At 35.5% G+C, this 24,361-nt stretch carries 24 protein-coding genes; 19 read left to right on the top strand and 5 right to left on the bottom strand.

Going from position 1 to position 24,361, the window contains the following annotated elements:
• Positions 1 to 8: 8 nt before the first annotated feature.
• From BN986_RS01285 to BN986_RS01375, 18 genes are all read left to right on the top strand, one after another.
• Positions 9 to 992, top strand: a complete 984-nt coding sequence (locus BN986_RS01285) for an extracellular solute-binding protein (RefSeq protein WP_198136775.1) — start codon at positions 9 to 11, stop codon at positions 990 to 992.
• 67 nt (positions 993 to 1,059) lie between these two features.
• Positions 1,060 to 2,154 carry a 2-aminoethylphosphonate--pyruvate transaminase gene (gene phnW, locus BN986_RS01290; protein WP_040977841.1) on the top strand — a complete coding sequence of 365 codons (1,095 nt, stop codon included), beginning with the start codon at positions 1,060 to 1,062 and terminating at the stop codon, positions 2,152 to 2,154.
• A complete protein-coding gene (gene phnX / locus BN986_RS01295) occupies positions 2,151 to 2,945 on the top strand; it encodes a phosphonoacetaldehyde hydrolase (RefSeq protein WP_040977842.1) in 795 nt (264 codons plus the stop codon). Before phnW ends, phnX begins: the two co-directional genes overlap by 4 nt.
• Before the next feature lie 173 nt (positions 2,946 to 3,118).
• Positions 3,119 to 4,222, top strand: a complete 1,104-nt coding sequence (locus tag BN986_RS01300; RefSeq protein ID WP_040977843.1) for a hypothetical protein — start codon at positions 3,119 to 3,121, stop codon at positions 4,220 to 4,222.
• Positions 4,223 to 4,486: 264 nt separating this feature from the next.
• The gene (locus tag BN986_RS01305) at positions 4,487 to 6,481 is read left to right on the top strand and encodes a BglG family transcription antiterminator (protein WP_040977844.1); all 1,995 of its coding nucleotides are present in this window, start codon (positions 4,487 to 4,489) and stop codon (positions 6,479 to 6,481) included.
• Complete coding sequence (locus BN986_RS01310; RefSeq protein ID WP_040977845.1) at positions 6,459 to 6,932, top strand: PTS sugar transporter subunit IIA; 474 nt, start codon at positions 6,459 to 6,461, stop codon at positions 6,930 to 6,932. Before BN986_RS01305 ends, BN986_RS01310 begins: the two co-directional genes overlap by 23 nt.
• A gap of 1 nt (position 6,933) precedes the next feature.
• Positions 6,934 to 7,212, top strand: a complete 279-nt coding sequence (locus BN986_RS01315; RefSeq protein ID WP_040977846.1) for a PTS sugar transporter subunit IIB — start codon at positions 6,934 to 6,936, stop codon at positions 7,210 to 7,212.
• Between the two features lie 163 nt (positions 7,213 to 7,375).
• Entirely contained in the window at positions 7,376 to 8,728 is a 1,353-nt protein-coding gene (locus tag BN986_RS01320; protein ID WP_040977847.1) for a PTS galactitol transporter subunit IIC, read from the top strand.
• A 247-nt stretch (positions 8,729 to 8,975) separates the two neighbouring features.
• Positions 8,976 to 9,896, top strand: a complete 921-nt coding sequence (locus tag BN986_RS01330) for a 1-phosphofructokinase family hexose kinase (protein WP_040977849.1) — start codon at positions 8,976 to 8,978, stop codon at positions 9,894 to 9,896.
• Positions 9,896 to 10,543, top strand: a complete 648-nt coding sequence (locus BN986_RS01335; protein ID WP_040977850.1) for a class II aldolase/adducin family protein — start codon at positions 9,896 to 9,898, stop codon at positions 10,541 to 10,543. Before BN986_RS01330 ends, BN986_RS01335 begins: the two co-directional genes overlap by 1 nt.
• 574 nt (positions 10,544 to 11,117) lie before the next feature.
• The gene (locus BN986_RS01340) at positions 11,118 to 11,747 is read left to right on the top strand and encodes a class II aldolase/adducin family protein (RefSeq protein WP_040977851.1); all 630 of its coding nucleotides are present in this window, start codon (positions 11,118 to 11,120) and stop codon (positions 11,745 to 11,747) included.
• Positions 11,748 to 12,369: 622 nt separating this feature from the next.
• Positions 12,370 to 12,636 carry a hypothetical protein gene (locus tag BN986_RS01345; RefSeq protein ID WP_040977852.1) on the top strand — a complete coding sequence of 89 codons (267 nt, stop codon included), beginning with the start codon at positions 12,370 to 12,372 and terminating at the stop codon, positions 12,634 to 12,636.
• Positions 12,637 to 12,918: 282 nt separating this feature from the next.
• Positions 12,919 to 13,722, top strand: coding sequence for an SDR family oxidoreductase (locus tag BN986_RS01350; protein WP_040977853.1), 804 nt, complete (start codon positions 12,919 to 12,921; stop codon positions 13,720 to 13,722).
• A gap of 380 nt (positions 13,723 to 14,102) precedes the next feature.
• Positions 14,103 to 15,566, top strand: a complete 1,464-nt coding sequence (locus BN986_RS01355) for a PTS transporter subunit EIIC (RefSeq protein ID WP_040977854.1) — start codon at positions 14,103 to 14,105, stop codon at positions 15,564 to 15,566.
• Between the two features lie 49 nt (positions 15,567 to 15,615).
• Entirely contained in the window at positions 15,616 to 16,056 is a 441-nt protein-coding gene (locus tag BN986_RS01360; protein ID WP_040977855.1) for a PTS mannitol transporter subunit IIA, read from the top strand.
• A gap of 55 nt (positions 16,057 to 16,111) precedes the next feature.
• Positions 16,112 to 16,831 (top strand): DeoR/GlpR family DNA-binding transcription regulator, encoded by a 720-nt coding sequence (locus BN986_RS01365; protein WP_040977856.1) that lies wholly within the window; start codon positions 16,112 to 16,114, stop codon positions 16,829 to 16,831.
• Positions 16,832 to 16,850: 19 nt separating this feature from the next.
• Positions 16,851 to 18,005: a mannitol dehydrogenase family protein gene (locus tag BN986_RS01370; RefSeq protein WP_040977857.1), complete on the top strand. Its 1,155-nt coding sequence runs from the start codon at positions 16,851 to 16,853 to the stop codon at positions 18,003 to 18,005.
• 64 nt (positions 18,006 to 18,069) lie between these two features.
• Positions 18,070 to 18,717 (top strand): HAD family hydrolase, encoded by a 648-nt coding sequence (locus BN986_RS01375; protein WP_040977858.1) that lies wholly within the window; start codon positions 18,070 to 18,072, stop codon positions 18,715 to 18,717.
• Positions 18,718 to 18,888: 171 nt separating this feature from the next.
• Here BN986_RS01375 and BN986_RS01380 read toward each other — a convergent pair whose 3' ends face one another.
• The 5 genes from BN986_RS01380 to BN986_RS01400 are packed head-to-tail and all read right to left on the bottom strand — an operon-like array spanning position 18,889 to position 23,246.
• The gene (locus tag BN986_RS01380; protein WP_040977859.1) at positions 18,889 to 20,349 is read right to left on the bottom strand and encodes a PTS mannitol transporter subunit IIBC; all 1,461 of its coding nucleotides are present in this window, start codon (positions 20,347 to 20,349) and stop codon (positions 18,889 to 18,891) included.
• Between the two features lie 14 nt (positions 20,350 to 20,363).
• Positions 20,364 to 20,798, bottom strand: coding sequence for a PTS sugar transporter subunit IIA (locus BN986_RS01385; RefSeq protein WP_040977860.1), 435 nt, complete (start codon positions 20,796 to 20,798; stop codon positions 20,364 to 20,366).
• A 1-nt stretch (position 20,799) separates the two neighbouring features.
• A complete protein-coding gene (locus tag BN986_RS01390) occupies positions 20,800 to 21,972 on the bottom strand; it encodes a mannitol-1-phosphate 5-dehydrogenase (RefSeq protein WP_040977861.1) in 1,173 nt (390 codons plus the stop codon).
• 10 nt (positions 21,973 to 21,982) lie between these two features.
• Positions 21,983 to 22,540, bottom strand: coding sequence for a 6-phospho-3-hexuloisomerase (hxlB, locus tag BN986_RS01395; protein WP_040977862.1), 558 nt, complete (start codon positions 22,538 to 22,540; stop codon positions 21,983 to 21,985).
• 19 nt (positions 22,541 to 22,559) lie between these two features.
• The gene (locus BN986_RS01400; RefSeq protein ID WP_040977863.1) at positions 22,560 to 23,246 is read right to left on the bottom strand and encodes a ribulose-phosphate 3-epimerase; all 687 of its coding nucleotides are present in this window, start codon (positions 23,244 to 23,246) and stop codon (positions 22,560 to 22,562) included.
• A 186-nt stretch (positions 23,247 to 23,432) separates the two neighbouring features.
• Between BN986_RS01400 and BN986_RS01405 the strand changes: the two genes are divergently transcribed.
• On the top strand, positions 23,433 to 24,185 hold the full coding sequence (locus BN986_RS01405) for a DeoR/GlpR family DNA-binding transcription regulator (protein ID WP_244444920.1): 753 nt from the start codon (positions 23,433 to 23,435) through the stop codon (positions 24,183 to 24,185).
• Positions 24,186 to 24,361: the final 176 nt, after the last annotated feature.

A 24,361-nucleotide genomic window follows, 5' to 3' on the forward strand; every position in this document is an offset into this window, starting at 1 on the left:
GGGAAAACATGTTGAAAACAATGAAGAAATCTATTGCTGGGGCAGGAATTGGTTTAGCGTTTATATTGGCAGGATGTGGTGCACAGGGTAATGATGATGTTGTCATTTATACAAATGCAGATGAGGAAGCAACATCAGCTATGGAATCAGCTTTGGACGCTGCAGGATATGAAGGAGAATATATTTTGCAATCGCAAGGAACATCTGAGTTGGGAGGTAAGCTACTAGCGGAAGGAGATCAAATAGAAGCCGATATTGTAACCATGAGCTCTTATTTTTTAGATAGTGCACAGGAACAGAATGAAATGTTTGCAGATTTAACATTTGAAACAGAAACATTAGAGGAGCATGCCGATTTTTATACCCCTATTTTAGGGAATACAGGAGCTATTTTTGTAAACACCGAAGTACTGAAACAGCATGGCCTAGAAGCTCCAGAAAGTATTGCCGATTTAGCAAAACCTGAATATGAGGGGCTGGTTTCCATTCCAAATATTGATGATTCGTCAACTGCGTGGTTAATGGTACAGGCCGTGATTAGTGAGTATGGGGAAGAAGAAGGAAAGGCTATTCTCGAAGCTCTCATTACAAATGTTGGGCCGCATTTAGAAAGCTCTGGTTCCGGACCAATTAGTAAGGTACAGGCAGGGGAAGTTGCTGCTGGATTTGGGCTGAGACATCAGGCAGTTGTAGCAAAAGAATCCGGAGCACCAATTGATTTTGTTGATCCGTTGGAAGGGAATTTCTCGCTTACAGAGGCAGTAGCTGTTGTGAATAAGGATGACGATGAAAAATCCCAGAAGGCAATGGAAATGGCAGAAGTTATCTCAACAGATGCTAGAGAAGAGCTGTTAACTTACTATCCTGTAGCGCTTTATGAAGGTGAAACAGTTGATGAGGCACATAAACCAACGCATTCAATGACATTCGATCAACCATTAAATGTAGAGTTATTGGAACAGCATCAAGAATTCTTTAATTCTGCTAAGTAGAAAGCTGAATATGGCTATTCCACAATTACGGGGGCTTTCTTATTTGGTAAACAAGGAGAGATCTATTTTGGAACAATATAAATTACTAACACCGGGTCCATTAACAACAACAAATACAGTGAAGGAAGAAATGCTGTTTGACCGTTGCACATGGGATCAGGATTACAAGAGTATTACTCAAAAAATACGCATGCAGCTGCTTGATCTTGCGAAGGCTTCAGCAGATGATTATACTACTGTACTGATGCAAGGAAGTGGGACATTTACAGTGGAATCTGTGATGACAACAGCAATGAAGCAGCAGGATAAAGCGTTAATTATAACGAATGGTACGTATGGGGAACGAATCGTGAAAATGGTTGATTATATTGGTTTACATTATCATCATTATAACGTTGCCTACAATGCGTATCCGAATGAGCAGGAATTAAAGTATATTTTAGAAAATGACCCTTCTATTACTCACTTAGTAATGGTACACTGTGAAACAACAACTGGAATATTGAATCCGATAGAAAAGGTTTCTGAACTTGCAAAAATGTATAATAAGACATTTATTGTTGACGCGATGAGCAGTTTTGGCGGTGTAGAAATGGATATTCCAGAGCTAGGGATAGACTTCTTAATCAGCAGTGCAAATAAATGTATTCAAGGCGTACCTGGGTTCGGATTTGTGATAGCGAAACGAGATGAATTGCAGGCTTGTGAAGGAAATGCAAACAGCTTATCCTTGGATTTATATGATCAGTGGAAGGAAATGGATAAGGAGGGGAAATGGCGTTATACCTCCCCAACGCATGCGGTAGCAGCATTTTCGAAGGCAATCGATGAATTGATTGCAGAGGGAGGTATTTCTGCAAGGTTTGAACGTTATCAGCATAATAATCGGCTGCTGCGAGATAGACTAGAAAAACTAGGGTTCCGGGCTTATATAACAGATAATCGGCAGTCACCAATTATTACGACATTCTTATTTCCCAATGATACATTTGAATTTACTGAATTTTATCATCATGTGAAGGAAAAAGGTTTTGTGCTTTACCCAGGAAAATTGACAGAAATCAATACATTCCGGATCGGCAACATTGGAGAAGTGTATGAAGCAGATATAGAAAGATTATGTAACGTTATTCAAGAATATATGGGAGTAGTGATAAAATGAAAAAAGTAGAAGGTGTTATTTTTGATTGGGCAGGAACAACGGTTGATTTTGGATGCTTTGCCCCAGTACACGCATTTGTCAATGTCTTTAAAAATGCTGGGATTGAAGTCACGATAGAAGAAGCAAGAGAACCAATGGGGCTGACAAAGATTGATCATATCCGGACGATGTTGTCTATGCCAAGAATTTCCGAGCTGTGGAGCAAGAAGTACGGACAAGCGTTCACGGAACAAGATGTTGAGAACTTATATGTTGGCTTTGAAGCTGCTCTCTTAGAAACGTTAGCAATGTATACAGATCCGAAGCCAGAAGTATTAACAACGATAGAACAGTTAAGAAATCAAGGTTTGAAAATTGGTTCAACCTCAGGCTACACGCAAAAGATGATGGATATAGTTGTTCCAGAAGCAGAGAAGAAAGGGTATCGACCTGATTTTTATATTACAGCTGATGGAACAAGTGACGTGGGAAGACCATATCCATATATGATTTATCGAAATATGGAAGCTTTAAAATTATCCGCAGCGTGCCATGTAGTTAAAGTAGGAGATACGATTCCGGATATTGATGAAGCTTTAAACGCAGGTGTTTGGTCTGTTGCTGTCATTATCGGCAGCTCTGAAATGGGATTAAGTGAAGAGGAATTTCATGCGTTATCAGAAATGGAGCAGGAGGATTTGATTGCTCGAGTAGAAAAGACATTTAAAGACCGTGGTGCTGATTTTACGATTCGATCTATGGGAGAGCTTCCTGGAATTATTGAGGAAATAAATCAGCTGCTTGTGAAATAAGGATGTTTTGTATTTTGCCAAACAGGGTATAGAGATTTAATGATAAAAATAGCTGTGTTCGTACTCCCCTCAAAGTATGAAACACGGCTATTTTTATTTTTTGCTAAATCAATGAAAAAGAGAAACATGGTAAAATAAAAGATATTATTATACGATTCAAAGGAGATTATTTGATGGGGACAGTAGAAGGAATTATTAACGCTATTGGCAGTGAGGTTTTTTCCGCTCTTGTTGGAGCTATTGTAGGGCTGGTGATTAGTGTTATATTTGATGATAGCTTACGAGCGCTAAAGAAAAAAATTAAAAGAAAATATAAGCGTATGTTTAGTGTGAAAAATGAACCTAAATCAGATTATTTTTCATTTGGAAATACGAAACTCAATTTCTTTGTTGTGGAAGGAGATGGACAATCAGAATTCAGTCCCGATAATGTAGAATGTAAGGTCACTAATGAAACATTTGCATTGCCGGAAGAACTCGCGGTACTAAAACAGGAAATTGAAGAAGACGAAGACAAGAAAAAAGCAAATGGACTACCGTCTAAATGGAATGGACCCTTATATGGAGTGGCTAGATATAGGCAAACGAGAACAGAGGATATGGAAGAAATGGGAGTTGTATTCAGCTTCTATCAAACGGATTATTTTACTTTTGCTGCGACCAATCTGCAGCTAGATAGAAAGTTAGATTCAGGACAGACCATAGGTGAAAAGTATATCCCACATGAGAGCTTAGAAGATGTACAACCGTTTCTAGCAAATGGCTTTGGAATCGTATTAGTTGTTATTACAGCAGATGAAAATATTATTTTAACGCAACGCATAAAGAGTAGTGGGGCAAGAGGCGGTGAAATGGATGTGAGTTTAGTAGAAGGGGTACATCCATCAATGGATAAACAAAAGAGTGGCAACAAAGGACCCAACTTGTATGAAACAGCAAGCCGGGGTGCGGAGGAAGAATTAGGTTTTTCTATTGATAAAAGTGACATCCACTTTTTAGGTTATGGTATTGATTTAGACTTCTACCAATGGAATATGATTGGTTATGCTCGTGTTCCTGAAACGGCCCAACAGATTAAAGATATTCGGAGCCGTGGAGCTTCTGGAAAATGGGAGAATTCTTCCCTTCTATTTAAGAATTTCAATGTAGAAAATATGACAGAACTAATTATGAACGAAGAGATGTGGTCCACAGCCAAAGTAGCGCTGTACTGGACAGCAATAGGAGAGTTTGGTAAGAAATTTGACAAAAAGTTAAGTCAGTTATCGCGAAAATAAATTTTTCGCAGTGTAACTGGCTGGGGCTGCGATTACTCGCCCCACCGAAGGAAGTTTCACTTTATACATATAGATAGCTGCAGTCAGTACTTTTTAGAATGGAAGTGCTGGCTTTTTTGTTTGGGTTTTGAACATTATAATTGTTTAAATACAAAAAATTCATCACAAAAGAAAATTCCTTTAAAAATAAGTTGTGATGAATGGACACGTATGCCGGTATATTCTGTCCTATAATAAAATTGTGCACAGATGGGAGGTGGCGGAATGAAGAAATCAGAGAAACAAATCATTAGTGATTTGTTGAAGGAACAGCATCTCAGCATTCAGAAAATATTAACTTCTTATGGCTTAACCAATGAAAAATTAGAGCAACTAAAAAATGAAGTAAATGAACGGTTCCATCAAGATATTATTTTCAGCAATGATGAAATTATCTATATTCCCCACAAATATAGTAAACGTATTGCTAGTCATTATCATATTCCCATTGATGAAATGACTCCAATATTTAAACCAGAGGTAAGGAGAGATGTAGCATTTTTAAAGATTGCACTGGATAACAGTGACTATTTATCTTTATTAGAGCTTTCAGACCACTGCCTAGCTAGCAAAAATACACTGACCAATGACATTAAAGTAGTTAATAATGAGATAAAAGATGATGGAATCTCTATTGAATACACGAGGAAAAACGGTTTTCATTTAGCAGGAGATGAAGTCCGAATAAGAGCTGAAATAATCAATATCGTAGACAGATTGTTTTTATATCCAAATGGTAGAAATTTATTAGAAGATAAAGTGATTAATACCAAGGAAGAACATTTTCTTCTTACAGAAAGAATTAGAAAGCTCGAACGAAAGATAAATATTACCTTTAGTGATGAATATCTTTCAAAGCTTCCCTATATTATTCTAATTATGATTAAACGGGCCAGCGTGATGAAAGATGAATGGACCCTACCTATTAAGTATCAAGAATTAAATCAGACTAGTGAATTTAAACAAATTCAAGAATTATTTTGGGAATATCCCGATTTATCAGTGCAGGATTTGGCCTATTTATCTTTAATTTTTCTGGGAGCTAATCGGATTGATTTGGATTCCAACTTAGCAAGCGAAAAGGAAGTAGAAGAATTTGTTTTATTTATTATTGAAAGGTTAGAAGATAAACTAGCATTCAATTTTGGAGATAATCAATTTAAGAAAAAATTAATACAACATTTAAGCCCTGCTTTAATCCGAAAAAGATTGGGATTGACACTTGAAAATCCAATACAAAGAGACTTTATAAATCGGTATTATCCTGTTTATGAAGTTATTAAAGAAATTGTAGATGAATATAAAAGAATAACTCTCAGTGAGGCAGAGGTTGTTTACCTTTCTATGATTGTACTTGGGCATATGTATCAAGTTAGCAATGATGCTTATCAAAATAATAAAGATGTTACGGCTATTGTCGTATGCCAGAGCGGCAACTCGATATCAGAATTAATGAATGTGCAGCTGAAGGACATGTTCCCTAATATTAATTTTCTAGGAACCTACAGCGAGCGGCAGTTTTATTACGAAGCGATCGATGTCGACATTGTTTTTACGACTGCCCCACTAGAGACGGATAAGAAAACGTTTGTTATGGTCAACCTTTTCGATGAAAAAAAACGAAAAGAATTTATTAAAAGGGTCGAAAATCACATTGTTGCCAATCCTAGTATTAAAACAAAACAGTTAATGAATTTTTTGCGCGATGTTATTCCTGAAGAAAAGTTTGAGGATATTAAGGAGAAAGCACATCGGTTCTTTCAGGATGACAAAGAAAGTACAGACATTACTGATTCAATTTTAAAAATCAATCAGATCAATTTTGTTCATACCAATAATATATTCGAAATGGCACAAATTGGATTGAATAAAATGTTGGAGCGAGAATCTATTACATCGGCGTATTCAGAAGAAGCTTTGAATATATTCAAAGAAAAATACGAATCAATGTTAATCGGCCCGGAAGTCTATTTACCTCATGCACATTATAACGATGGGGCATATTATGAGGACTTTCAGCTTGTTATCAGTCCCATAATAAAAACATGTGTTTTATGTTTATCTCCTAGTAAGGGTAATTCTCATGTGAAAAAATTATTGCAGTTTAATAGTCTTTTTATGGATGCTGAGTTTATGGATGAGTTATACAGCTCTGGCCAAGAAGACGTATTTAAGCTCGTTGAAAGGAGATATAAAGATGGAATTCAAGAGCTTATTTAACTCCCAATTAATGAAATTAAATCATTCTTCTCAAAACCAGGAAGAGCTCTTTGAAGAAGTTGCTCGAGAATTAGTATCACTTGAATATGTAAATGAATCTTATCAGGAAGCCCTTGTTCAAAGAGAGCAAAGTTTTCCTACAGGATTAAAAACAAATTATTGTAATATTGCTATTCCACATACAGATGCGGAGCATGTAAGAAAGCCTTTTATTTATCTAGTTCAACTTCAAGACGAAGTTGAATTCCATAATATGGGGGATTCTAGTGAGGAAATAAGCGTTAAATTGGTACTTTTCTTAGGGATTACAGACCCGAAAAATCAAACGATACTACTATCTACCTTAATGGAGCATTTTCAAACAGAAGAATTCTCAAAAACAATGTTCGAAGAGATCGATACTAAGCAGCTTGAGAAAAAGCTAAATATTTTTTTAACAGGAGGAAAATAAAATGAAAAATGTAATTGTAGCCTGCGGAAGTGGTGTAGCAACAAGTCAGACAGTGGCTTCAAAAGTAAAACGAATTTTAGATGAGAATAAAATCAAAGCGAATGTAGAAGCGGTGGATATTAAATCTTTAGATAGCTATATTAAATCTGCTGATGTTTATATTTCTATTACAAAGGGCGGTAAAGAATATGATATTCCAATGTTAAATGGGATTGCTTTTCTTACTGGTATGGGATTACAAGAAGAAACAGATAAGTTGATTCGAATCCTTAAAAATTAATTAGAAAACTTGGCTTATTGATAAGCTTTAGTTGAGGATGGGACTTTAATTACCCTTCTCAACAGAGACATTTGCGATTACTCGCCCCATTAAAAACTTTGTGCTTATACAGTAGAAAAGTTTTATGCTTTTTTATCTGCAGAGTAAAGAAAGGAGAAGACAAATGGATTTTTTGCAAAATATTGTTGAGTATATTTTAGACATGGGCGCTCCTGTATTTGTCCCTTTAATTATGTTAGTTATTGGGCTTATAGCCCGAATGAAATTTAAAGATGCACTAAGTGCAGCAATTATATTTGGGGTAGCCTTTTCCGGTATGTCATTGGTTGTTGATTTTATGCTAGCTTCCATCAGTCCGGCTGCACAATCATTTGCTGAAAATACGGGTATTAATTTAAATGCTGTTGATGGTGGGTGGACTACAGCTGCTGCAATTACATGGTCTTGGCCTTTAGCGTTTCTTATGTTCCCAATTACAGTCGGGATTAATGTTGTTATGCTGGCCTTCAAATGGACCAAAACACTGAATGTAGACATGTGGAATGTGTGGGGGAAAATATTTACTGCCATTTTGGTTATATTTCTTTCCGGTAGTGTAGTTTTAGGCTTCATTGTTGCTAGTATCCAGGTTGTTATTGAGCTGAAGATTGGTGACATTTGGGGAAAAGAAGTAGAAGATCTAACAGGAATACCCGGGGTTACTGTACCACACCATATGACAATTATCGCTTCATTGCTTTATCCGATTGATAAATTAATGGATAGAGTCCCTTTCTTAAATAAAAAGATGGATGCGGAGGCATTAAGAGATAAACTTGGTGTATTTGCAGAAAATCATATTATGGGTGGTCTTATTGGATTTTTATTAGGGCTAGCAGCAAACTATGGTTTACAAGATTCACTTGTTTTAGGGATTCAAGCAGCCACAGCTTTAACTTTATTTCCGATGGTATCTAAATTATTCATGCAAGCGCTTTCACCTATTTCTGATGCCATCTCTGAATTTATGAAAAAACGTTTTGGTGACAGAGAGATATTTATAGGTTTAGATTGGCCGATTCTAGCAGGTAGAAATGAAATTTGGGTATCTGCGATCGTTATTATTCCTGTATTACTATTGTTCTCCGTCGTACTACCAGGGAATGCAGTATTACCATTTGGAGGAATTGTCAACCTATCTGTTTGTGTCGCAGTAGTCTTACTAACGAGAGGAAATCTTGTACGATCCATTATATATGGTGTTATTACCGCACCTGTTTTCTTATATATATCCACATATTTTGCTCCTTATATAACAAGGCTGGCAAATGAAACAGGAGCAGTAAATGTAGAAGCTGGCAGTATGCTTACATGGAGCACGATTGAAAATGGTGAATTTAAATTAGTGTTTGCAAATGCCATGGCAGGAGAATGGTGGGGAATCTTAGGTGCTATCGTATGGATTGGATTGTTCATTCTATTCTACTTTGGAAGGAAGAAAGATAATGCAAAGTATTTTAGTGAAGTAGAAAAATAATATAAACATGAAAGAGTGAGATCATTGAACTTTATTTTAAAATCGAAGCTATTTTGGTCCTTTATGGTTGTATTAGCGTTTTTGCTAATGGTAATTGGCTTTTTCACAAAAGATTTAAGTATGTGGTTCATGGCTTTTATTATTAGTATTCTAGTTAAATTTTATGCAGAGGATGTTTTATTTTCTGCATATAAAAGCAGATTTGGAAAGATGAGAGAAAGATTATCAGAGAAGGAGGGATAATTCGTTGATTTACACGATTACACCCAATCCTGCGATAGACATAATTGTTTATCTTGAAGGTGATTTAACCCATGAAAAAAATAATATAACAAGGGAAAAATACGTTGATCTCGGAGGGAAACCAACGCATGTATCGGCTATTTTAGAACAACTTGGTGATACGGCTAATAAAGCAACTGGGTTTTCAGGAGAGTTAAATAAAGCAGAGTTAGTAGCCATCTTTGATAGATATCAGATGAATCATGAATTTATCGATATAGCTGAGCAACGGACACGAGAAAGTATTATTGTGGTTAATAATAGTGGTGGCAGTTATATGATAACGGAAAGAGGATTAAAAGTTTCAGATAATGATAAAGAAAAAATGTATGCATATGTCAAAGAAAACATTTGCCCAGACGATATTGCTGTTGTTGGAAAACCAGCACAAGGATTTTCCGTTGGAGATTTTAGATATCTTATTCGTCTATTGAAGGAACAAAAGGCTTATGTTGCATGTGATGTGGCAAGCGAATATTTAAATGTAGCTATCGAAGAAAATATAGATTTTGTGAAACCAAATAAGCATGAGATTAATGATTTATTTCCAGGAGATGAGCCTGTTCATCAAAAATTAAATCGTATTTGTGACAAAGTGCCAAACGCGGTATGCAGTTTAGGTTCTGAAGGCGCGCTATATAAGGTAGAGAACACGTTTTATCAAGCCATTCCTCCTAAAGTAGAAGTGAAGAGTGATACAGGAGCAGGAGATGCGTTTGTAACCGGTTATATTTATGGCGTTGCAAATGGATATGATGTATCCGATAGGGTCAAGTGGGGAGTTCTCTGTTCCGCGAGTAAAGTACAACATTACAGTAGCTGCCAAATAAATAAGGATAATTTTGAGTTTATTGAAAATAATTTAAAAATATATGAGGTGAGATAATGCTATATTCAGAAGAAAGAAAAACAATGTGTGAAATCGTAAAGTCAATGTTTGATAGATTTCAAACGAATGCAGCGGGAGGAAATCTTAGTCTAAAAGTTAGTGATGAGCATTTTATTATGACACCTACTTTAATGTCTCAAAACTATCGTTGTGATTTGAGTCCGTTTCAAATTTTGGTGGTCGATAAAGAGTTGAATATTATCGAGGGTGAAGGAAGGTTAACAAGAGAAATCAACATGCATATGGCTTGTTATGAAGAGAACCCGGCTATTAACTGTGTTATTCATGCACATGCCAAAGAATCTATGATTTGGGCAAGTATGGGAAAAGATATGCCAAATATTACGGAAGCTACTCAGAAAGTTGGTAATATCCCATGTCTAGATTATCGTCCAGCAACTACTCCAGAATTAGCAGCATTAGTAAGAGAAACCATTGTAGAACGTGATCCAGATAAAATACCTGCTGGATTATTATTAGAAAGACATGGTCTGTTAGTAGCGGATAAGTCACTTGAAAAAGCATATGATATGGTTGAGAGAATTGAATACAATGCTTATGTTGCTTACAAAATGTACCTTCTTTCAAAAGTTGGTGAGGATATCAATTTTCAGAAAGACTATAATTACAATTTAGATGAATAGAAGATGCTGTATTAGCTTATGTTTCTTCATAATTAGAGTAAAATCAGGTGATCTACCTGCTGGACTCTTTATTTTCCGTGGGAGGAGAGTAAATACCAATGTTGTCAGGTTAATAAATTTTTTAAATATTATATTGGTTACAGATAGATGGCAAAAAAACTATCTAGCGGAGGAAAAACACGTAGACTCCTGTGGGAAAGCGCAGTGGGAAGACCCCGGAGAAAAAAGTGAACTTCTTTTTTCGAGGAGGCTGAGCTCAAGCCCACGGAAAGCGTAGTGTTTTTCCGTAGCGGTCGATTAACCTGACAACATTGGAGTAAATACTCCCGCGGAGGGTATCTTTAATCTATAAATAATCATGTGTAAGGTGGGATAGCAGAGATGAAAAATTTTACATTTGAAAATAGGTAACGTTTCTATTTATCGTGAAGTTTTCAAAAAGCTAGCAAGATAAAAGAATTCTCTAGCTGTTGTACCAATCAAAAGATAACTCGTTTTAGAGATATTAATTAGAAGTCGTACATGATAGAAATGTCGTGAATAGTTTAAATAAAAACGAAGGAAGTGAGAGATAATGTCTATTCAAAGAGAAGTCGTAAAAATAGCAAAACAGTGTTATGAAACTGGACTAGTGGTAGGAACAGCAGGAAATGTAAGTGTCAGAGAAGGCAATATAATGTATATTACACCATCTGCGCTTCCTTATAATGAAATGACTGAAGAAGATGTGTTGGAAGTAGATCTTACAACAGGAGAAATTGTAAAGGGGCATCGTAAGCCGTCCTCGGAAACACCGATGCATACAAATATCTATTTACAAAAAGAAGAAATAAAAGCGATAGTCCACACGCACTCTACCTATGCTACCATGTTTGCTTGTGCTCATAAGCCTATTCCCCCTGTACATTATGTCATTGCAGATATTGGAAGAGAAGTTTCAGTTGCTCCGTATGCTAGATATGGATCTGAATCGCTTGCAAAATATGCTGTAGCAACACTCGGAGACGCAAATGGTGTATTATTAGCTAATCATGGAGTTGTAGCTGTTGGAGATACATTAGCTGATGCTTATAGAAGAGCTGAAGCAATTGAAGAAGTAGCTTTACTGGCTTATGGAAGTCATGCATTAAATAGTGTAAATCCATTGACCGAGGAAAATCTTGACGAAGCTTTAGAAGGTTTTAAAACGTACACAAGTAACTAGAAGAAAATATTGAATGCTTATCAAAGAAGAGAACATTAACCAGCAACCATTTTTATAATGATTTACTTTGTTAAAAATGGTTGCTTATTACATATATATAGAAATTTGACCTAAATCATTCTGAATCCTTTTCCTAAAAATATAATTTCCTTTTATTAAGAGATAAAATATTTAAAATAAGCTATGTAACTATTTCTGTTAAAGTAGAAAGTACATATATTTTAATGCCAACTAAAGCAATCTATATAGAACTATGTAAAAATTTTGATTTTTTCAATTCTATTCACGATTTATAAGTATTAAGATACACTGTGAAAGACATGTGATTTTTCTGTTTTTTCAAAAATTGGATAAAAAACGCTTATTTCGTATCAAAAGGTGACTTATGGATGACTATATCCATACTAATATATGAGTTCAAAATGATGTTTCGGAGCTAAAAGAATGTATTATTTATTATTGCGTTGATTAGTCTTATCGTGACGTATTGTTTTTAGTGTTACCTGGGATGGAAACTGCCGATTCTTTTGATATAAATGGAGACGCTATTAGATCAGGGACCTATCGTTGTCGATTTAAATGGTTCTCACACTGTCTATGCGGATGGTATTGAGAGCTTATTTTGACTCCGGAAGATACACATATTTCGAATGAATTAACGGCAGGTATTTCAGAAGTTGGAAAAGGTATAGAACCTGGAAGTTATTCAATTGCCCTTGAAGAAGGAGATGCAGCGGGGTATTTGGAAATTTTTGAAGAAGGGGAATCGCCAAAGGTTTTTGAAGTTCTGGTTAATCCGCTGGAGCCCGATATCGATGTTACATTGAGGGAAGGGCAAAAGATCAGGATTTCCGGGGTGTATCATGTTTTGTTTGAACCACAGTCATAGGGAAGCAGGAACTTTTTGATATGCAAATGGAATGAAATGGGGAATTCAGGTACTAAGGTCAAGTTCTGTGGTAAGAATTTGAGCGTATTTGGATTTCTTTTTTGATGTTTATAGGAAAATAAAAAAGAAGCTATTTTAATCCTTGTAGTAAAACAAGAAAAATCATGCAAAAAGTGCTTGATTTTTCTTGTTTTATATTATATTATATAAAAAATAATTATTTTCAATTATTTTAGCGCAAAAACATGCAAGTGAATTTTTTGAATAGAAGGGATGAGTTAAATGAGTAAGAAATGGATTAATCTTGAAAAGAAAGTAATTATAGTTACCGGTGGAAGTTCTGGAATTGGCGAGAGAATGGTAGAAAATTTATGTGATAATGGCGCACAAGTTGTTATAGCAGATTTACATGAAAACGATAAGTTTAAATTTAATAAAGATATTCTTTTCGTAGAATGTAATGTTGCTCAAAAAGAAAGCGTTAACAGAATGGTGCAAACAGTTGTTGATAAATATGGAAAAATAGATGGATTGGTAAATAATGCAGGAGTTAGCAGGCCTCGTTTACTTGTAGATTACCATGGAACAGAAGATGGATATGAACTTACAGAAGAAGATTTTGATTTTATGGTAAACGTCAATCAAAAAGGAGTATTCCTTTGCAGCCAAGCTGTTGCTAAACAAATGGCAACTCAAAATTCAGGAGTTATCGTTAACATGTCTTCAGAAGCTGGGATTGAAGGATCAAAAGGACAGAGCGTTTATTCTGCTACAAAGGCTGCAGTTCATGCGTTTACATTATCTTGGGCAAAAGAGCTTGGTCATTTAGGTATTCGAGTGGTGGGAGTTGCTCCAGGAATTAATGAACGAACGCCAATGAATAATGACGAGAATTTTAAAGCTTTAGCTTATGCAAGAGGTACGAAAGTTGAGGAGACCGTTTCCGATTATACAAAAATTATTCCTCTTGGAAGACCTGGAAAACTGGAGGAAGTAGCGGATCTTATTTCATACCTGGTCTCAGATCATTCCTCCTACATTACGGGAACAACAATTAATATTACTGGCGGGAAGTCTAGGGGATAAAAGTTTTCTTAAATCCTGCATTACTAAATAAGGTATATATGGTTTTAAATGAACTATGTACATTTTACCTGGCAGTCACGATAGAGTGAATATTTAAAAATGTTCTATGACTTCTTTTTGAGTGAAGCTGTTTCCTTTAATGTATGTAGATCAGAGTGGTATATCTCATTCAATAATGCAAGTTGAAATATATTTTTTAATCACTTTATCAAGAAGAATAGGTAGCCAAGTTTGAAAGATAAAAAGCGATATACCACCCTATTCCATGTAGTTCTTTGATTTAGCTTTGCATATAAACTTTAAGGAAGTTCATATCTGAAGTAACTAATCATACAAAAAACGAATTATGATTTCCTTATAAAATAAAAGGAGGCTTCAATGTGGCACAGGGAAAAGCAGTTAAAAACTCAAAAATATTAGAGAAAATCAGAAAATTTGGCGGGTATTTAAGTAATATGGTAATGCCTAACCTGGGAGCGTTTGTAGGTTGGGGTATTCTTGCAGCATTATTCATTCCGAATGGGTGGTTTCCAAATGAAAATCTAAGCCAAATGGTTGAACCTATACTTATATATTTATTACCTTTATTAGTTGGTTATACAGCTGGTTATAATATTCATGGTCAGCGTGGTGGAGTTATAGGGGCATTGTCGACGATGGGTGTTATTGTTGGAGCCGATGTTACGATGTTTATTGGGGCCATGATCATAGCTCCATTAGCTGCTTGGATATTGAAAAAAGTAGACGGTTTATTTGCTGGAAAAATTAAGCCTGGCTTTGAGATGCTAGTTGACAATTTCTCCTTAGGATTAATAGGAGCAGGTATCGCTTTGTTTGGTTTTATTTCCGTTGGCCCAGCGATGGGTGGCTTATTAAGTGTTATGGCTTCAGGAATTAACTGGATTGTGGAACAGAACGTATTTCCTTTGTTATCTATATTTATGGCACCTGCACAGGTCTTGTTTTTAAATAATGCAGTCAACCATGGGATTTTGGCACCTCTTGGATTTCAAGAAGCTGCAGAGCTTGGCAAATCGCTTATGTTTCTCGTGGACACAAACAACGGTCCATTATTAGGAACACTTTTAGCTATTGCTATTTTTGGGAAAGGGAAAGCAAAAAAGATGGCTCCAATGGCTATGTTAATTGCAGGAATTGGAGGAATTGGTGAAGTATACTTTCCGTTTGTATTAGCAAATCCAATATTATTGTTTGCTACCATGGGAGGACTTGGTGTTTCATTATTTATTTTAGAAATCCTAGGCGGAGGGCTGGTAGGTGTTGCATCTCCAGGAAGTTTAATTATGATAGGACTGATGACGCCGCCTGATGCTGTTGTTGCAAATATAGTTGGTATTGGTATCGGTTTCTTGGTGGCATTTGCCATAGGTGCGGGATTACTAAAAACATTTGGTTCTCCAAAAGAAGATATGACAGAAGAGGTCACTGTGAAAAAGAAAAGCAAAAAAGGATCTAATGATGTGGAGAGTGTAGATAGCATTGGTGCAGACGCTTATGCGCAGTCTAATTCTCCTATCCGTAAGATCATTGTAGCCTGTGATTCGGGAATGGGATCGAGTGCGATGGGAGCAGCGGTTTTAAGAAAAAGAGTAATAAAAGAAGGTTTTAAGGATATTGAGGTAGTTAACTCTTCTTTAAACAAGTTGACCTCAGATGCTGATATTATAGTTACTTTAGAATCGTTGCTTGAAAGAGCTAAATTAAGTGTAGATAATGCAAATATCGATTTCTTAACAGTAAATAATTTTCTAAAAGATACAGAGTATGACGATGTAATGGATGTTATTTATGCTAGAAAAAATGATAAAGTCTCATCAGAATAATTGAGGGATACGATGAAATGAATCCGAGTTAGGAAAAGGAGCTAATAGAATGGTTGAAATAGAAAGCATATTGAAAGAAGAAAATATTTTATTAAATACGGAACTGAAAACGAGAAACGATGCCATTGAATTAAGTGGGAAAATATTAGTAGAAAATGGTTACGTCACGGAGAAGTATATTGAATATATGAAAGCTAGAGAAGAATTGGTGACGACTTATATTGGTAATAATGTTGCAATTCCTCATGGAGTAGAGGATTCAGCAGATGAGATCTTAAAGCCAGGGATTTCATTAATCCAAGTGCCAGAGGGTGTACCATTTGGAGAAGAAATAGCCTACGTTATTATTGGTATTGCGGGTAAAGATGGAGAGCATTTAGAGATGTTAAGCCAAATTGCAATCTTATGCAGTGATGAGGCTAACGTGGAAAAGATACGCCACGCTAAAACCAAACTAGAAATACTAGAGATGTTAGGGGGTATCGCTTAAAATACTCCTCCAGATATAATATTATTTAAAGGTATTTAAACCAGGAGGGAATTTTATGAAAGTGGACCGACAAGAGGTCATTTTACAAATTTTAAATGAAGAGCAAAAGGTGATTGCTAGCGAATTAAGCACACGTTTAAATGTTTCAGAAGATACAATTCGGAGAGATTTGCGAGAGCTTAATCAAAAAGGGTTTCTGAAACGTGTTCATAGTGGAGCAGTGAAGATAGGTCCCCCTGTAACAGATTTTAATCAACGTATTGATGCCAACTTAGCAGAAAAAATTGCTTTAGCTAAACGAGGCGTTCAACTTATTAAACCTGGGACAGTATTACTTATTGATGGTGGTACAACAAATTATGAATTGGTTAAGCAAATACCTAAGGAACTTGATTGTACGATTATTACTAATAATGTTCCTTTACTAACGCTTCTTAAAGACTACCCCAAAATTAAAGTGATTGCGTTAGGTGGAGAGCTTTATAAGCCATCTCTAGTGATGATTGGGGCAAAAACGAATAATGAATTAAATGTATATCGCCCAGATCTTTACTTTATGGGTGTAGCAAATTTTGATGATGAAATAGGAATTAGTACAGCAATTGCTGACGAATGTACTACTAAGCAAAAAATGTTACATGTCTCAGCAGAGACTGTTTGCTTAGTTACGCAAGAAAAGTTGGGTACACACAGTAGTTATGTTGTTGCAGAAAAAGAGAAAGTAACAGCAATAATTACAAAAGATACAGATATGACTGATCTGAAAGTAAATTAATAGAATAGGTGATGATAAAATGAGTCAGGTTTTGATAGTAGGAGCGGGAAGATTAGGGAAAGGATTTTTGGGTGAAACCTTCTTTAACGCAGGATGGAAAATCGGTTTTTTAGATAATGATCCAAGAGTTACAGAAGAGTTACAGCGAACCGGTACTTTCACAGTAAAAGTACATAGCGCAGATGATATTATTAATAATACGATATCAGGCTACAATGTTTTTGACTGTGATGATAATCATTCTTGCATGGATTTCTTTTTAAATACGGATGTGGTATGTCTTCCTCTCTACCCAAGCGATTTTGAAGAAGCAGCTTCTTATTTAGCACCTTGTTTTGAAGAGCAAATGAAGAAAGATCCAACAAAAAAGATGACGCTTATTTGTTTAACTAATAAAAATCATATTATAGAAAAGATTAAAGGATATTTTCTAAATAATTTAAGTTCGGAGGCTGCAAAAGCATGGTTTAAAGAGAATGTAGCTTTTCGTGATTCTATTGTTCGTCGTTCTACAGATGCACCGACAAATTATTCAACAGATTTAGTAACTACTGCTGTAGCTTCTTTACTTATCCAGTCTCCTGTATATAACCCTATCGATGATGTGCAGTGGCTTGAATTACGAGATAATATAGAAATGTTGAAAGATATCAAAGTGTTTACGATTAATGGACCACATGCTGCAACAGCTTATATGGGTTATTTAAGAGGAATGAAAACTATTCCAGAAGCATCTGCAGATCCAATAGTAGGAAATAAAGTGAACGAGATTCATGATCTTATTGTTAAAGCAGTTATGGAGGAATATCCAATTACGAGAGAAGAATTAAAGGATTTGGAGTACCTTCCAAAAGCTAAAAATGAAATTCCTGATTCTATTCGTCGTGTTGCCTATGACCCTATCCGTAAACTTGGTAAACAAGATAGATTAATTGGGACAGCGCTTCTTTGCCAAAAACATGGGATTGATTTTGAGCCTCTCGCTTATGCAATTGCCTGTGCGTTTTCTTACGATGATCCAAGTGATCTAAATGCAGTAAAATTACAAAAAGAAATTCAAGAAAATGGATTAGCGTCGACCGTAACAAAGGTTACTGGTCTTCCACAAGATCACCCGATTGCTGCAACTATTCTTCGTTTTAGTAATAATTTGAAGCAAGAATTAAATGTCTGAAATGATGAAGAAATGCAAGCAATGAAAGAAATCACCAGATAATGAAGTAAGGAGGGTAGCTAGAATGGTCAAAGCAATTATCTTTGATATGGATGGAGTTCTAATTGATAGTGAACCTGTTCAACTGAAGCGATACGATGAATTTTTAAGATACAAAGGAGTATCCCTTCCCAGAAAGGAACTTAATAAAATTGTTGGAGCAAGCTCAAAATTAACATGGAAAATGCTTGAAGATAGATTTGAAGGCATTTTAACAAGAGATGCTTTTCATCAAGAGCTTACCGATTATCATAATGGAAATGATATGGACTTTAGTACATTGTTAAATGAAGGGGCTACAGAGATCTTGTCTTGGTTAAATAGTCAAAATTATTCTGTAGCATTAGCTTCATCTGCTAATATTAATAAAATCAATCAGGTAATAAACCAATGCGGTTTAGATGATTTTTTTGAAGTTGTACTAAGTGGAGATATGTTTAATGAATCAAAACCCAACCCGGAAATCTATTTAACAGCTGCTGAAAAGTTAAATATGGCTCCAGAGGAATGTCTTGTTATAGAAGACTCTGTTTATGGAATAACAGCAGCGAAAGCAGCAGGAATGTATACAGTTGCGAAAGAAGAATTACGTTTTGATTTCGATCAATCAAAAGCAGATCGGGTAGTCATTGATTTATTTGAAATTAAGCAGGTCGTTGAAAGTATCAAGTAAAATTGATGAGGATTGGGAAAAGAAGGATCGTGTGATGCATAGAAAAAATCAGAATGAGTTTAGGACGCATATTGAATTACATGTAAAAAGGATTTATATAGAAGATACCAGCATATAGTTCATCACAATTTGAAAAAGGGAGTAAAATCAGATGATTCTACTCCCTTTATTCTAAGATTTAGCTTTCTTTTGAATAACTTCTTCTATAAGTTCGTCAATAATAGGATCTTGGAGGTAGCTGTTTAACGATATAATTCGTGTATTTGGATGTGCCTGTTTTGTTCTTCCTACTAAGTCTTTATGAACAACAATTACTTCGCTGTCCTGAGGAGCATCTTCAATACGATAGTGTTTAACTTCTACATCAGTGATTCCGGCTTTTTGCAATTTACGCCTGAATGTTGTTGCTCCCATAGCACTGCTGCCCATACCAGCATCGCATGCAAACGATATTTTCTTGAATGGTAAATTGTTGTTTGCGTTTTCATTGTCAGATGCCAAAGAATCCTCTTTTTGAGTGGAAAGGTTTTTTCCTTCTGTTTTCATTGCTTTCGATTTCTCAATAGATGTTTGTAAATCATCATCGTCGTTATTTGCTTTGCCTGATTTTAAGATGAAAGAGGTTACTAAGAAAGATACAATGGTAGCAACCACTACACCGGCGATTACTCCGATGAAATTCCCCCTTGGCGTCAATGCCATGTAAGAAATAATGGAACCAGGACTTGGCCCTGCAACTAAACCGGCATCAAATAGTTGGAAAGTAATAATACCGGATACACCACCTAAAATCATTGCAATAATCGTTAATGGTCTCATAAGTACGTATGGAAAGTACATTTCATGAATACCACCTATAAAGTGAATGATGATTGCTCCAGGAGCAGTACGTCTCGCTGTTTTTGCACCGAATAATGTAAAAGCTAATAGCAAACCAAGACCAGGTCCAGGATTGGAAGCTACCATGAAGTAAATAGATTTACCAACTTCTAAACTTTGCTGCATTCCTAAAGGATAGTAGATACCTTGATCAATCACATTATTTAAGAATAAGACTTTTGCCGGTTCATTAATGATCGACAGTAATGGTAATAAGCCAGTAGATACTAAGGCTTCAACAGATACTGTTACTAGGTTATTCAGTACTTGAATAACTGGACCAATGAATAGATAACCTAGAATCATTAAAATGAAACCAACAATGCCAATGGAGAAATTATTAATCACCATTTCAAATCCTGCAGGCATTCTATTTTCAAGAAGCTTATCTATTTTCTTCATGAGCCAGCCACCTAAAGGACCAATTACCATAGCCCCTAAAAACATGGCGATATCTGAACCAATAATAACGCCCATTGTACCAATTGCACCTAATACACCGCCACGATGTCCGCCAATCATACGTCCACCGGTATAAGCTAATAGTAGTGGCAGCAAGTAAGTAATGGTTGGATCTACTAATTCATTTAAATTTTCATTGGGTAACCAGCCTGTTGGAATGAACAGTGCTGTAGCGAGTCCCCAAGCAATAAAAGCTCCAATATTAGGTAACACCATGTTTGTTAAAAAACCACCAAATGCTTGCACTTTAGCTCTTAGTGAAACTTTATTTTTGCTCTCTGTATTCTCCATATCAGCCATCCTCCTTAAATAGCATCCAAAATATTCAATACTTCTGAAGCAGTTTTTGCCTGCTTCAGTTCTTCTACTTTATCAGGGTCGCTTAACACTTCACCTAATTCTGCTAGAATATCTAAATGTCCATCGCTTGTTTCTGAAGCTAAGGCGAAAAATAGATAGACAGGGCTTTCTTCTGGAAATTGCACAGGTTCTTCTAATTTAAGGAAACTGATACCTGTTTTCATAGCTCCGTATTCATGTCTAGCATGAGGAATAGCCACTTCCGGAATAATAATGATGTAGTTCCCGTTGTCGATCACATTTTGGATCATTGCATCTACATATCTAGGCTCTACTGTCCCGTTTTCTAGTAAAGGCTGTGCAGATTCTCTAATGCCTTGTTTCCAATCGGAAACATTAGGTAAAAAATGAATATTATTTTCTAGATATTCTTTTAACATGTTATATCTCCTCCAAAAAAATATTTTCTCGATTATGATGGATAGCGTAATAAATCTCAGATAGTTCTTGAGCTTGAGCATCGGAAACTTGTGATACTTTTTTCACTGTATCGATAATTCCTTGTTCAGAAATCATGTTTTGAATTTCAATAGCTTCCTTGTCATTTTTGTCTTGGTAGCAGTAAGCGGCTGCGGCAATACGTTTTCCTTTATCATTTTCAAGGTTTAATTCATCTAACTTTTTAATAGGAAAAATCAGACGATCAAAAGGACCTAGCTTACGTTTAGGAGATCTTCCTACACGGTGTACATCATCAGATAAAGCTGTGTTACCTTGACGTGCAATCGTTTCATCTACAAAACTTTTTAGCTCACATTCATTCATCTGATATTCTGTAACAAAGTAAGCGATATTCTGATCTAAAAATTGCCTAACTAGACGGTTTATTCTTTGGTCCTTAACCGATTCTTGTACAGTATGATAATGAAAAAAAGATCCGAGATACGCAAAAGCTGCATGACAAGCGTTTACCAAAAATAGTTTTCTCTCAATATAGGGCTTCATATTAGAAACCATCTTTACATTTTTCAAAGAATAGTTTGCATTGGGATCAAGTTTGTTTTTCTCAATGATCCATTCGTAATAGGGCTCTACAATAGCGATTTGCTTCCCATTGGTTTCTTTAGAAAGAGCCTGCCGATCAATGGAAGTGTTTGCAAAATATGCAGTTTCCTCAATTACGTCCCATTCTAATGGATCACATATCTTTTTGATTTCTTCTCTAAGTAAATCACTGGCGTTAATCATATTTTCATTGGCTAAAATATTTATTGTTTTTTTCTTGCCTGCTCTTTTTATTAACCCTTTTTTGATAATTGGAGAAATATGAACGAGGTTATGTGCTCCGACAGAAGTAGTAATAATGTCTCCTTCATCAATTAATTCAATGACTTTGTCAGCCTCTTTTAAGCTATGCAAAGCAGATACATTGTCTATATAAATTTGTGTTTGATTACTATCTAATAACTCAATGTTATATCCTTTATCTTGATTTAATTGATCAATAATTGTGTTATTTGTATCAATAAATATCAGTTCAAAGTTATTGTCATGTAATACTTGTCCGATGAAACCTCTACCGATATTTCCTGCTCCAAAATGAATTGCTTTCATTATTTTTCACCTACTCTAAATTGGCATGATATTCCCATAGTTGACTCATGTCTATATCTTCATTTTCAATCAGTATTAACGCGATGGTATCTCCCAAAAGTAATAAACATTGTTCAAATAAGCTCGTCATCGGCTGAATAGAAGCGATTTCATTTGAGAAATTCAGTTTTGTCTGAACTGGTATACGAATAAAATAATCCGTTACTTCTTTCATAGAGCTGTTCGGATTAGAACCGATATGGGCAACTTTTGCATGGAAAGCTTTTGCTTTTTTTGCAATTGCAAGTGGGAAAGCACTTTCGCCGCTGCCGGAGCCAACAATTAATAAATCATTTTCTGTGATTGCCGGCTCTGTTATTTCTCCCACAACTACTGTGTCAATACCAAGGTGGGCTAATCGTTTCGCAATGGACTGGAGAGATAATAGCACGCGCCCTACACCTACAAAGAAAACTCTGTCTGCTTTTTTAATCTGCTCTATTAGTACCTCTGTTTCATCTGTTGATATAGAATCTAATGTCCTACTAATTTCATTGATTATTTTTTGTTCGGTTACCGTGAAATTCATGGTATTTTTTCCTCCTTATTTATGCCTGACCTTTTTTTATTGCATCTAACACAGACTGTTGATTTTGTTCTATAGAATTTCCTTTGATAAATAAACTGGTGCTGCCTAAGACTAGATCATCTGCTCCTGCTTTTACTAATTCAGGAATGGTCGTTAATGAAACACGGCCATCAACTTGAATAGATGTATGAAGGGATCGACCTGCAATCGTTTCTTTTAAATCCTTAATTTTTTTCATGGCGTAAGGCACTTGTTTTTCCCCTTTATTTGTAGCGAATCCAGGATTAATCAGCATTAAACAAACCATATCTAAAGATTCTAAAGTGTAATCTAGTACAGAAATAGACGTGGCGGGGTTTAATGCAACTGCTGCTTTTGCTCCAGACTCTTTAATTAAATTAATATAGCGGTCTGTATGAAGGCTGGTTTCGTAATGAAAAGTGATGCCTTGTACGCCAATGTTAATCATTTCTTCAATGAAATATTCATTGTTGGTCGACATAATATGAACGTCGAAATCCATATCCGTGACCTCTCTCATTCTTTTAATAGTTTCAATACCTAATGGCATACTCGGACTGAATTTTCCATCTATTACATCAATATGTACTTTTTCTAGCCCGTTTTGTTCTAATTCTTTTATACTTTGCTCTAAATTAACTAAATCGGCACACATAATAGACGGAGATAGAGTAATTTTTTTCATATATGCATCAAACTCCTTTCATCTTTAGCCCAATTTTATACGCTTGTTATTCGATAGTCAACACAAACATGCAAAAATAAATATATAATATGCAGTTTTATGCGTTTATATGTCGTTTTATTTATATATCGTCACTGATTTGTCAAAAAACTGCAGGAATGCTACTATCTTGATAGGAGGAGATAAATGATGTTGAAAGAAGAAAGAAAGCAAAGGATTTTAGATATATTAAGTGTAGAACAAAAGGTGATCGCAAGTGATTTAAGTCAGTTATTTAATGTATCTGAAGACACGGTAAGGCGTGATTTAAAAGAACTGGATACGCAGGGGCTTTTAAAAAGGGTGCATCGCGGAGCTTTACGAATTGGCCCGCCAGTTACCGACTTCACTTACCGGCAAACTGTTGAAAAAGATGCAAAGTCAGCTATTGCAGATAAAGCATTACCTTTTCTTAAAGAAGAATCAGTAATTATCATTGATGGAAGTACAACAAATTTAACTTTAGTAGAAATGATTCCTCAGGATTTTAGAGCAACAATTATTACAAACAGTCCCCCGATAGCAGTTGCCTTATCGCAACACCGGAATATTGAGGTAATTAATTTAGGAGGGATTTTTTATAAACGCTCAATGATTAATGTTGGTGTGGAAACATATCAATCGTTAAGTAAAATGCGAGCAGACCTATATATAATGGGAATTTATAATATCGATATTGAATCAGGCATAAGTGTGCCAACTATGCAGGAGGCAGAAATAAAAAACCGTATGATTGATGTTTCTACGGAAGTGTTATCGATGTTAACGAAAGATAAGTTTGGTACAGTCAGTAAGCATATTGTAAGCTCCATTGAAAATATTAGTTATCTTATCTCAGATCAGATTACAGAACAAATCCGTCGGGATTATAGTAAGGAAAAGGTGTTGTTAATTGATTGAACATGAATATTTTTAAGTATCGAAATGTGAGTCACCTTTTTCTATTTGAATTTAATTCTGTAGTGAAACAAAAAATTCTTGAAATAGCTTCTATCTTTTTAAAAGATTAGGGGGCTATTTTTTTATGGATTTGCTTAATACACTTCTATGAATAGTCTATGGTAGCTGATATTCAA

The organism is Oceanobacillus jeddahensis, assembly GCF_000750635.1.
In the GTDB taxonomy this organism is placed as follows: Bacteria; Bacillota; Bacilli; order Bacillales; family Amphibacillaceae; genus Oceanobacillus; species Oceanobacillus jeddahense.

Excerpts from the sequence above, each read along its gene's own strand:
- BN986_RS01285 (WP_198136775.1), top strand. The coding sequence starts at position 9 with ATGTTGAAAACAATGAAGAAATCTATTGCTGGGGCAGGAATTGGTTTA.
- phnX (WP_040977842.1), top strand. The coding sequence starts at position 2,151 with ATGAAAAAAGTAGAAGGTGTTATTTTTGATTGGGCAGGAACAACGGTT.
- BN986_RS01300 (WP_040977843.1), top strand. The coding sequence starts at position 3,119 with ATGGGGACAGTAGAAGGAATTATTAACGCTATTGGCAGTGAGGTTTTT.
- BN986_RS01305 (WP_040977844.1), top strand. The coding sequence starts at position 4,487 with ATGAAGAAATCAGAGAAACAAATCATTAGTGATTTGTTGAAGGAACAG.
- BN986_RS01310 (WP_040977845.1), top strand. The coding sequence starts at position 6,459 with ATGGAATTCAAGAGCTTATTTAACTCCCAATTAATGAAATTAAATCAT.
- BN986_RS01315 (WP_040977846.1), top strand. The coding sequence starts at position 6,934 with ATGAAAAATGTAATTGTAGCCTGCGGAAGTGGTGTAGCAACAAGTCAG.
- BN986_RS01320 (WP_040977847.1), top strand. The coding sequence starts at position 7,376 with ATGGATTTTTTGCAAAATATTGTTGAGTATATTTTAGACATGGGCGCT.
- BN986_RS01335 (WP_040977850.1), top strand. The coding sequence starts at position 9,896 with ATGCTATATTCAGAAGAAAGAAAAACAATGTGTGAAATCGTAAAGTCA.
- BN986_RS01340 (WP_040977851.1), top strand. The coding sequence starts at position 11,118 with ATGTCTATTCAAAGAGAAGTCGTAAAAATAGCAAAACAGTGTTATGAA.
- BN986_RS01350 (WP_040977853.1), top strand. The coding sequence starts at position 12,919 with ATGAGTAAGAAATGGATTAATCTTGAAAAGAAAGTAATTATAGTTACC.
- BN986_RS01360 (WP_040977855.1), top strand. The coding sequence starts at position 15,616 with ATGGTTGAAATAGAAAGCATATTGAAAGAAGAAAATATTTTATTAAAT.
- BN986_RS01365 (WP_040977856.1), top strand. The coding sequence starts at position 16,112 with ATGAAAGTGGACCGACAAGAGGTCATTTTACAAATTTTAAATGAAGAG.
- BN986_RS01370 (WP_040977857.1), top strand. The coding sequence starts at position 16,851 with ATGAGTCAGGTTTTGATAGTAGGAGCGGGAAGATTAGGGAAAGGATTT.
- BN986_RS01375 (WP_040977858.1), top strand. The coding sequence starts at position 18,070 with ATGGTCAAAGCAATTATCTTTGATATGGATGGAGTTCTAATTGATAGT.
- BN986_RS01380 (WP_040977859.1), bottom strand. The coding sequence starts at position 20,349 with ATGGAGAATACAGAGAGCAAAAATAAAGTTTCACTAAGAGCTAAAGTG.
- BN986_RS01385 (WP_040977860.1), bottom strand. The coding sequence starts at position 20,798 with ATGTTAAAAGAATATCTAGAAAATAATATTCATTTTTTACCTAATGTT.
- BN986_RS01390 (WP_040977861.1), bottom strand. The coding sequence starts at position 21,972 with ATGAAAGCAATTCATTTTGGAGCAGGAAATATCGGTAGAGGTTTCATC.
- hxlB (WP_040977862.1), bottom strand. The coding sequence starts at position 22,540 with ATGAATTTCACGGTAACCGAACAAAAAATAATCAATGAAATTAGTAGG.
- BN986_RS01400 (WP_040977863.1), bottom strand. The coding sequence starts at position 23,246 with ATGAAAAAAATTACTCTATCTCCGTCTATTATGTGTGCCGATTTAGTT.
- BN986_RS01405 (WP_244444920.1), top strand. The coding sequence starts at position 23,433 with ATGATGTTGAAAGAAGAAAGAAAGCAAAGGATTTTAGATATATTAAGT.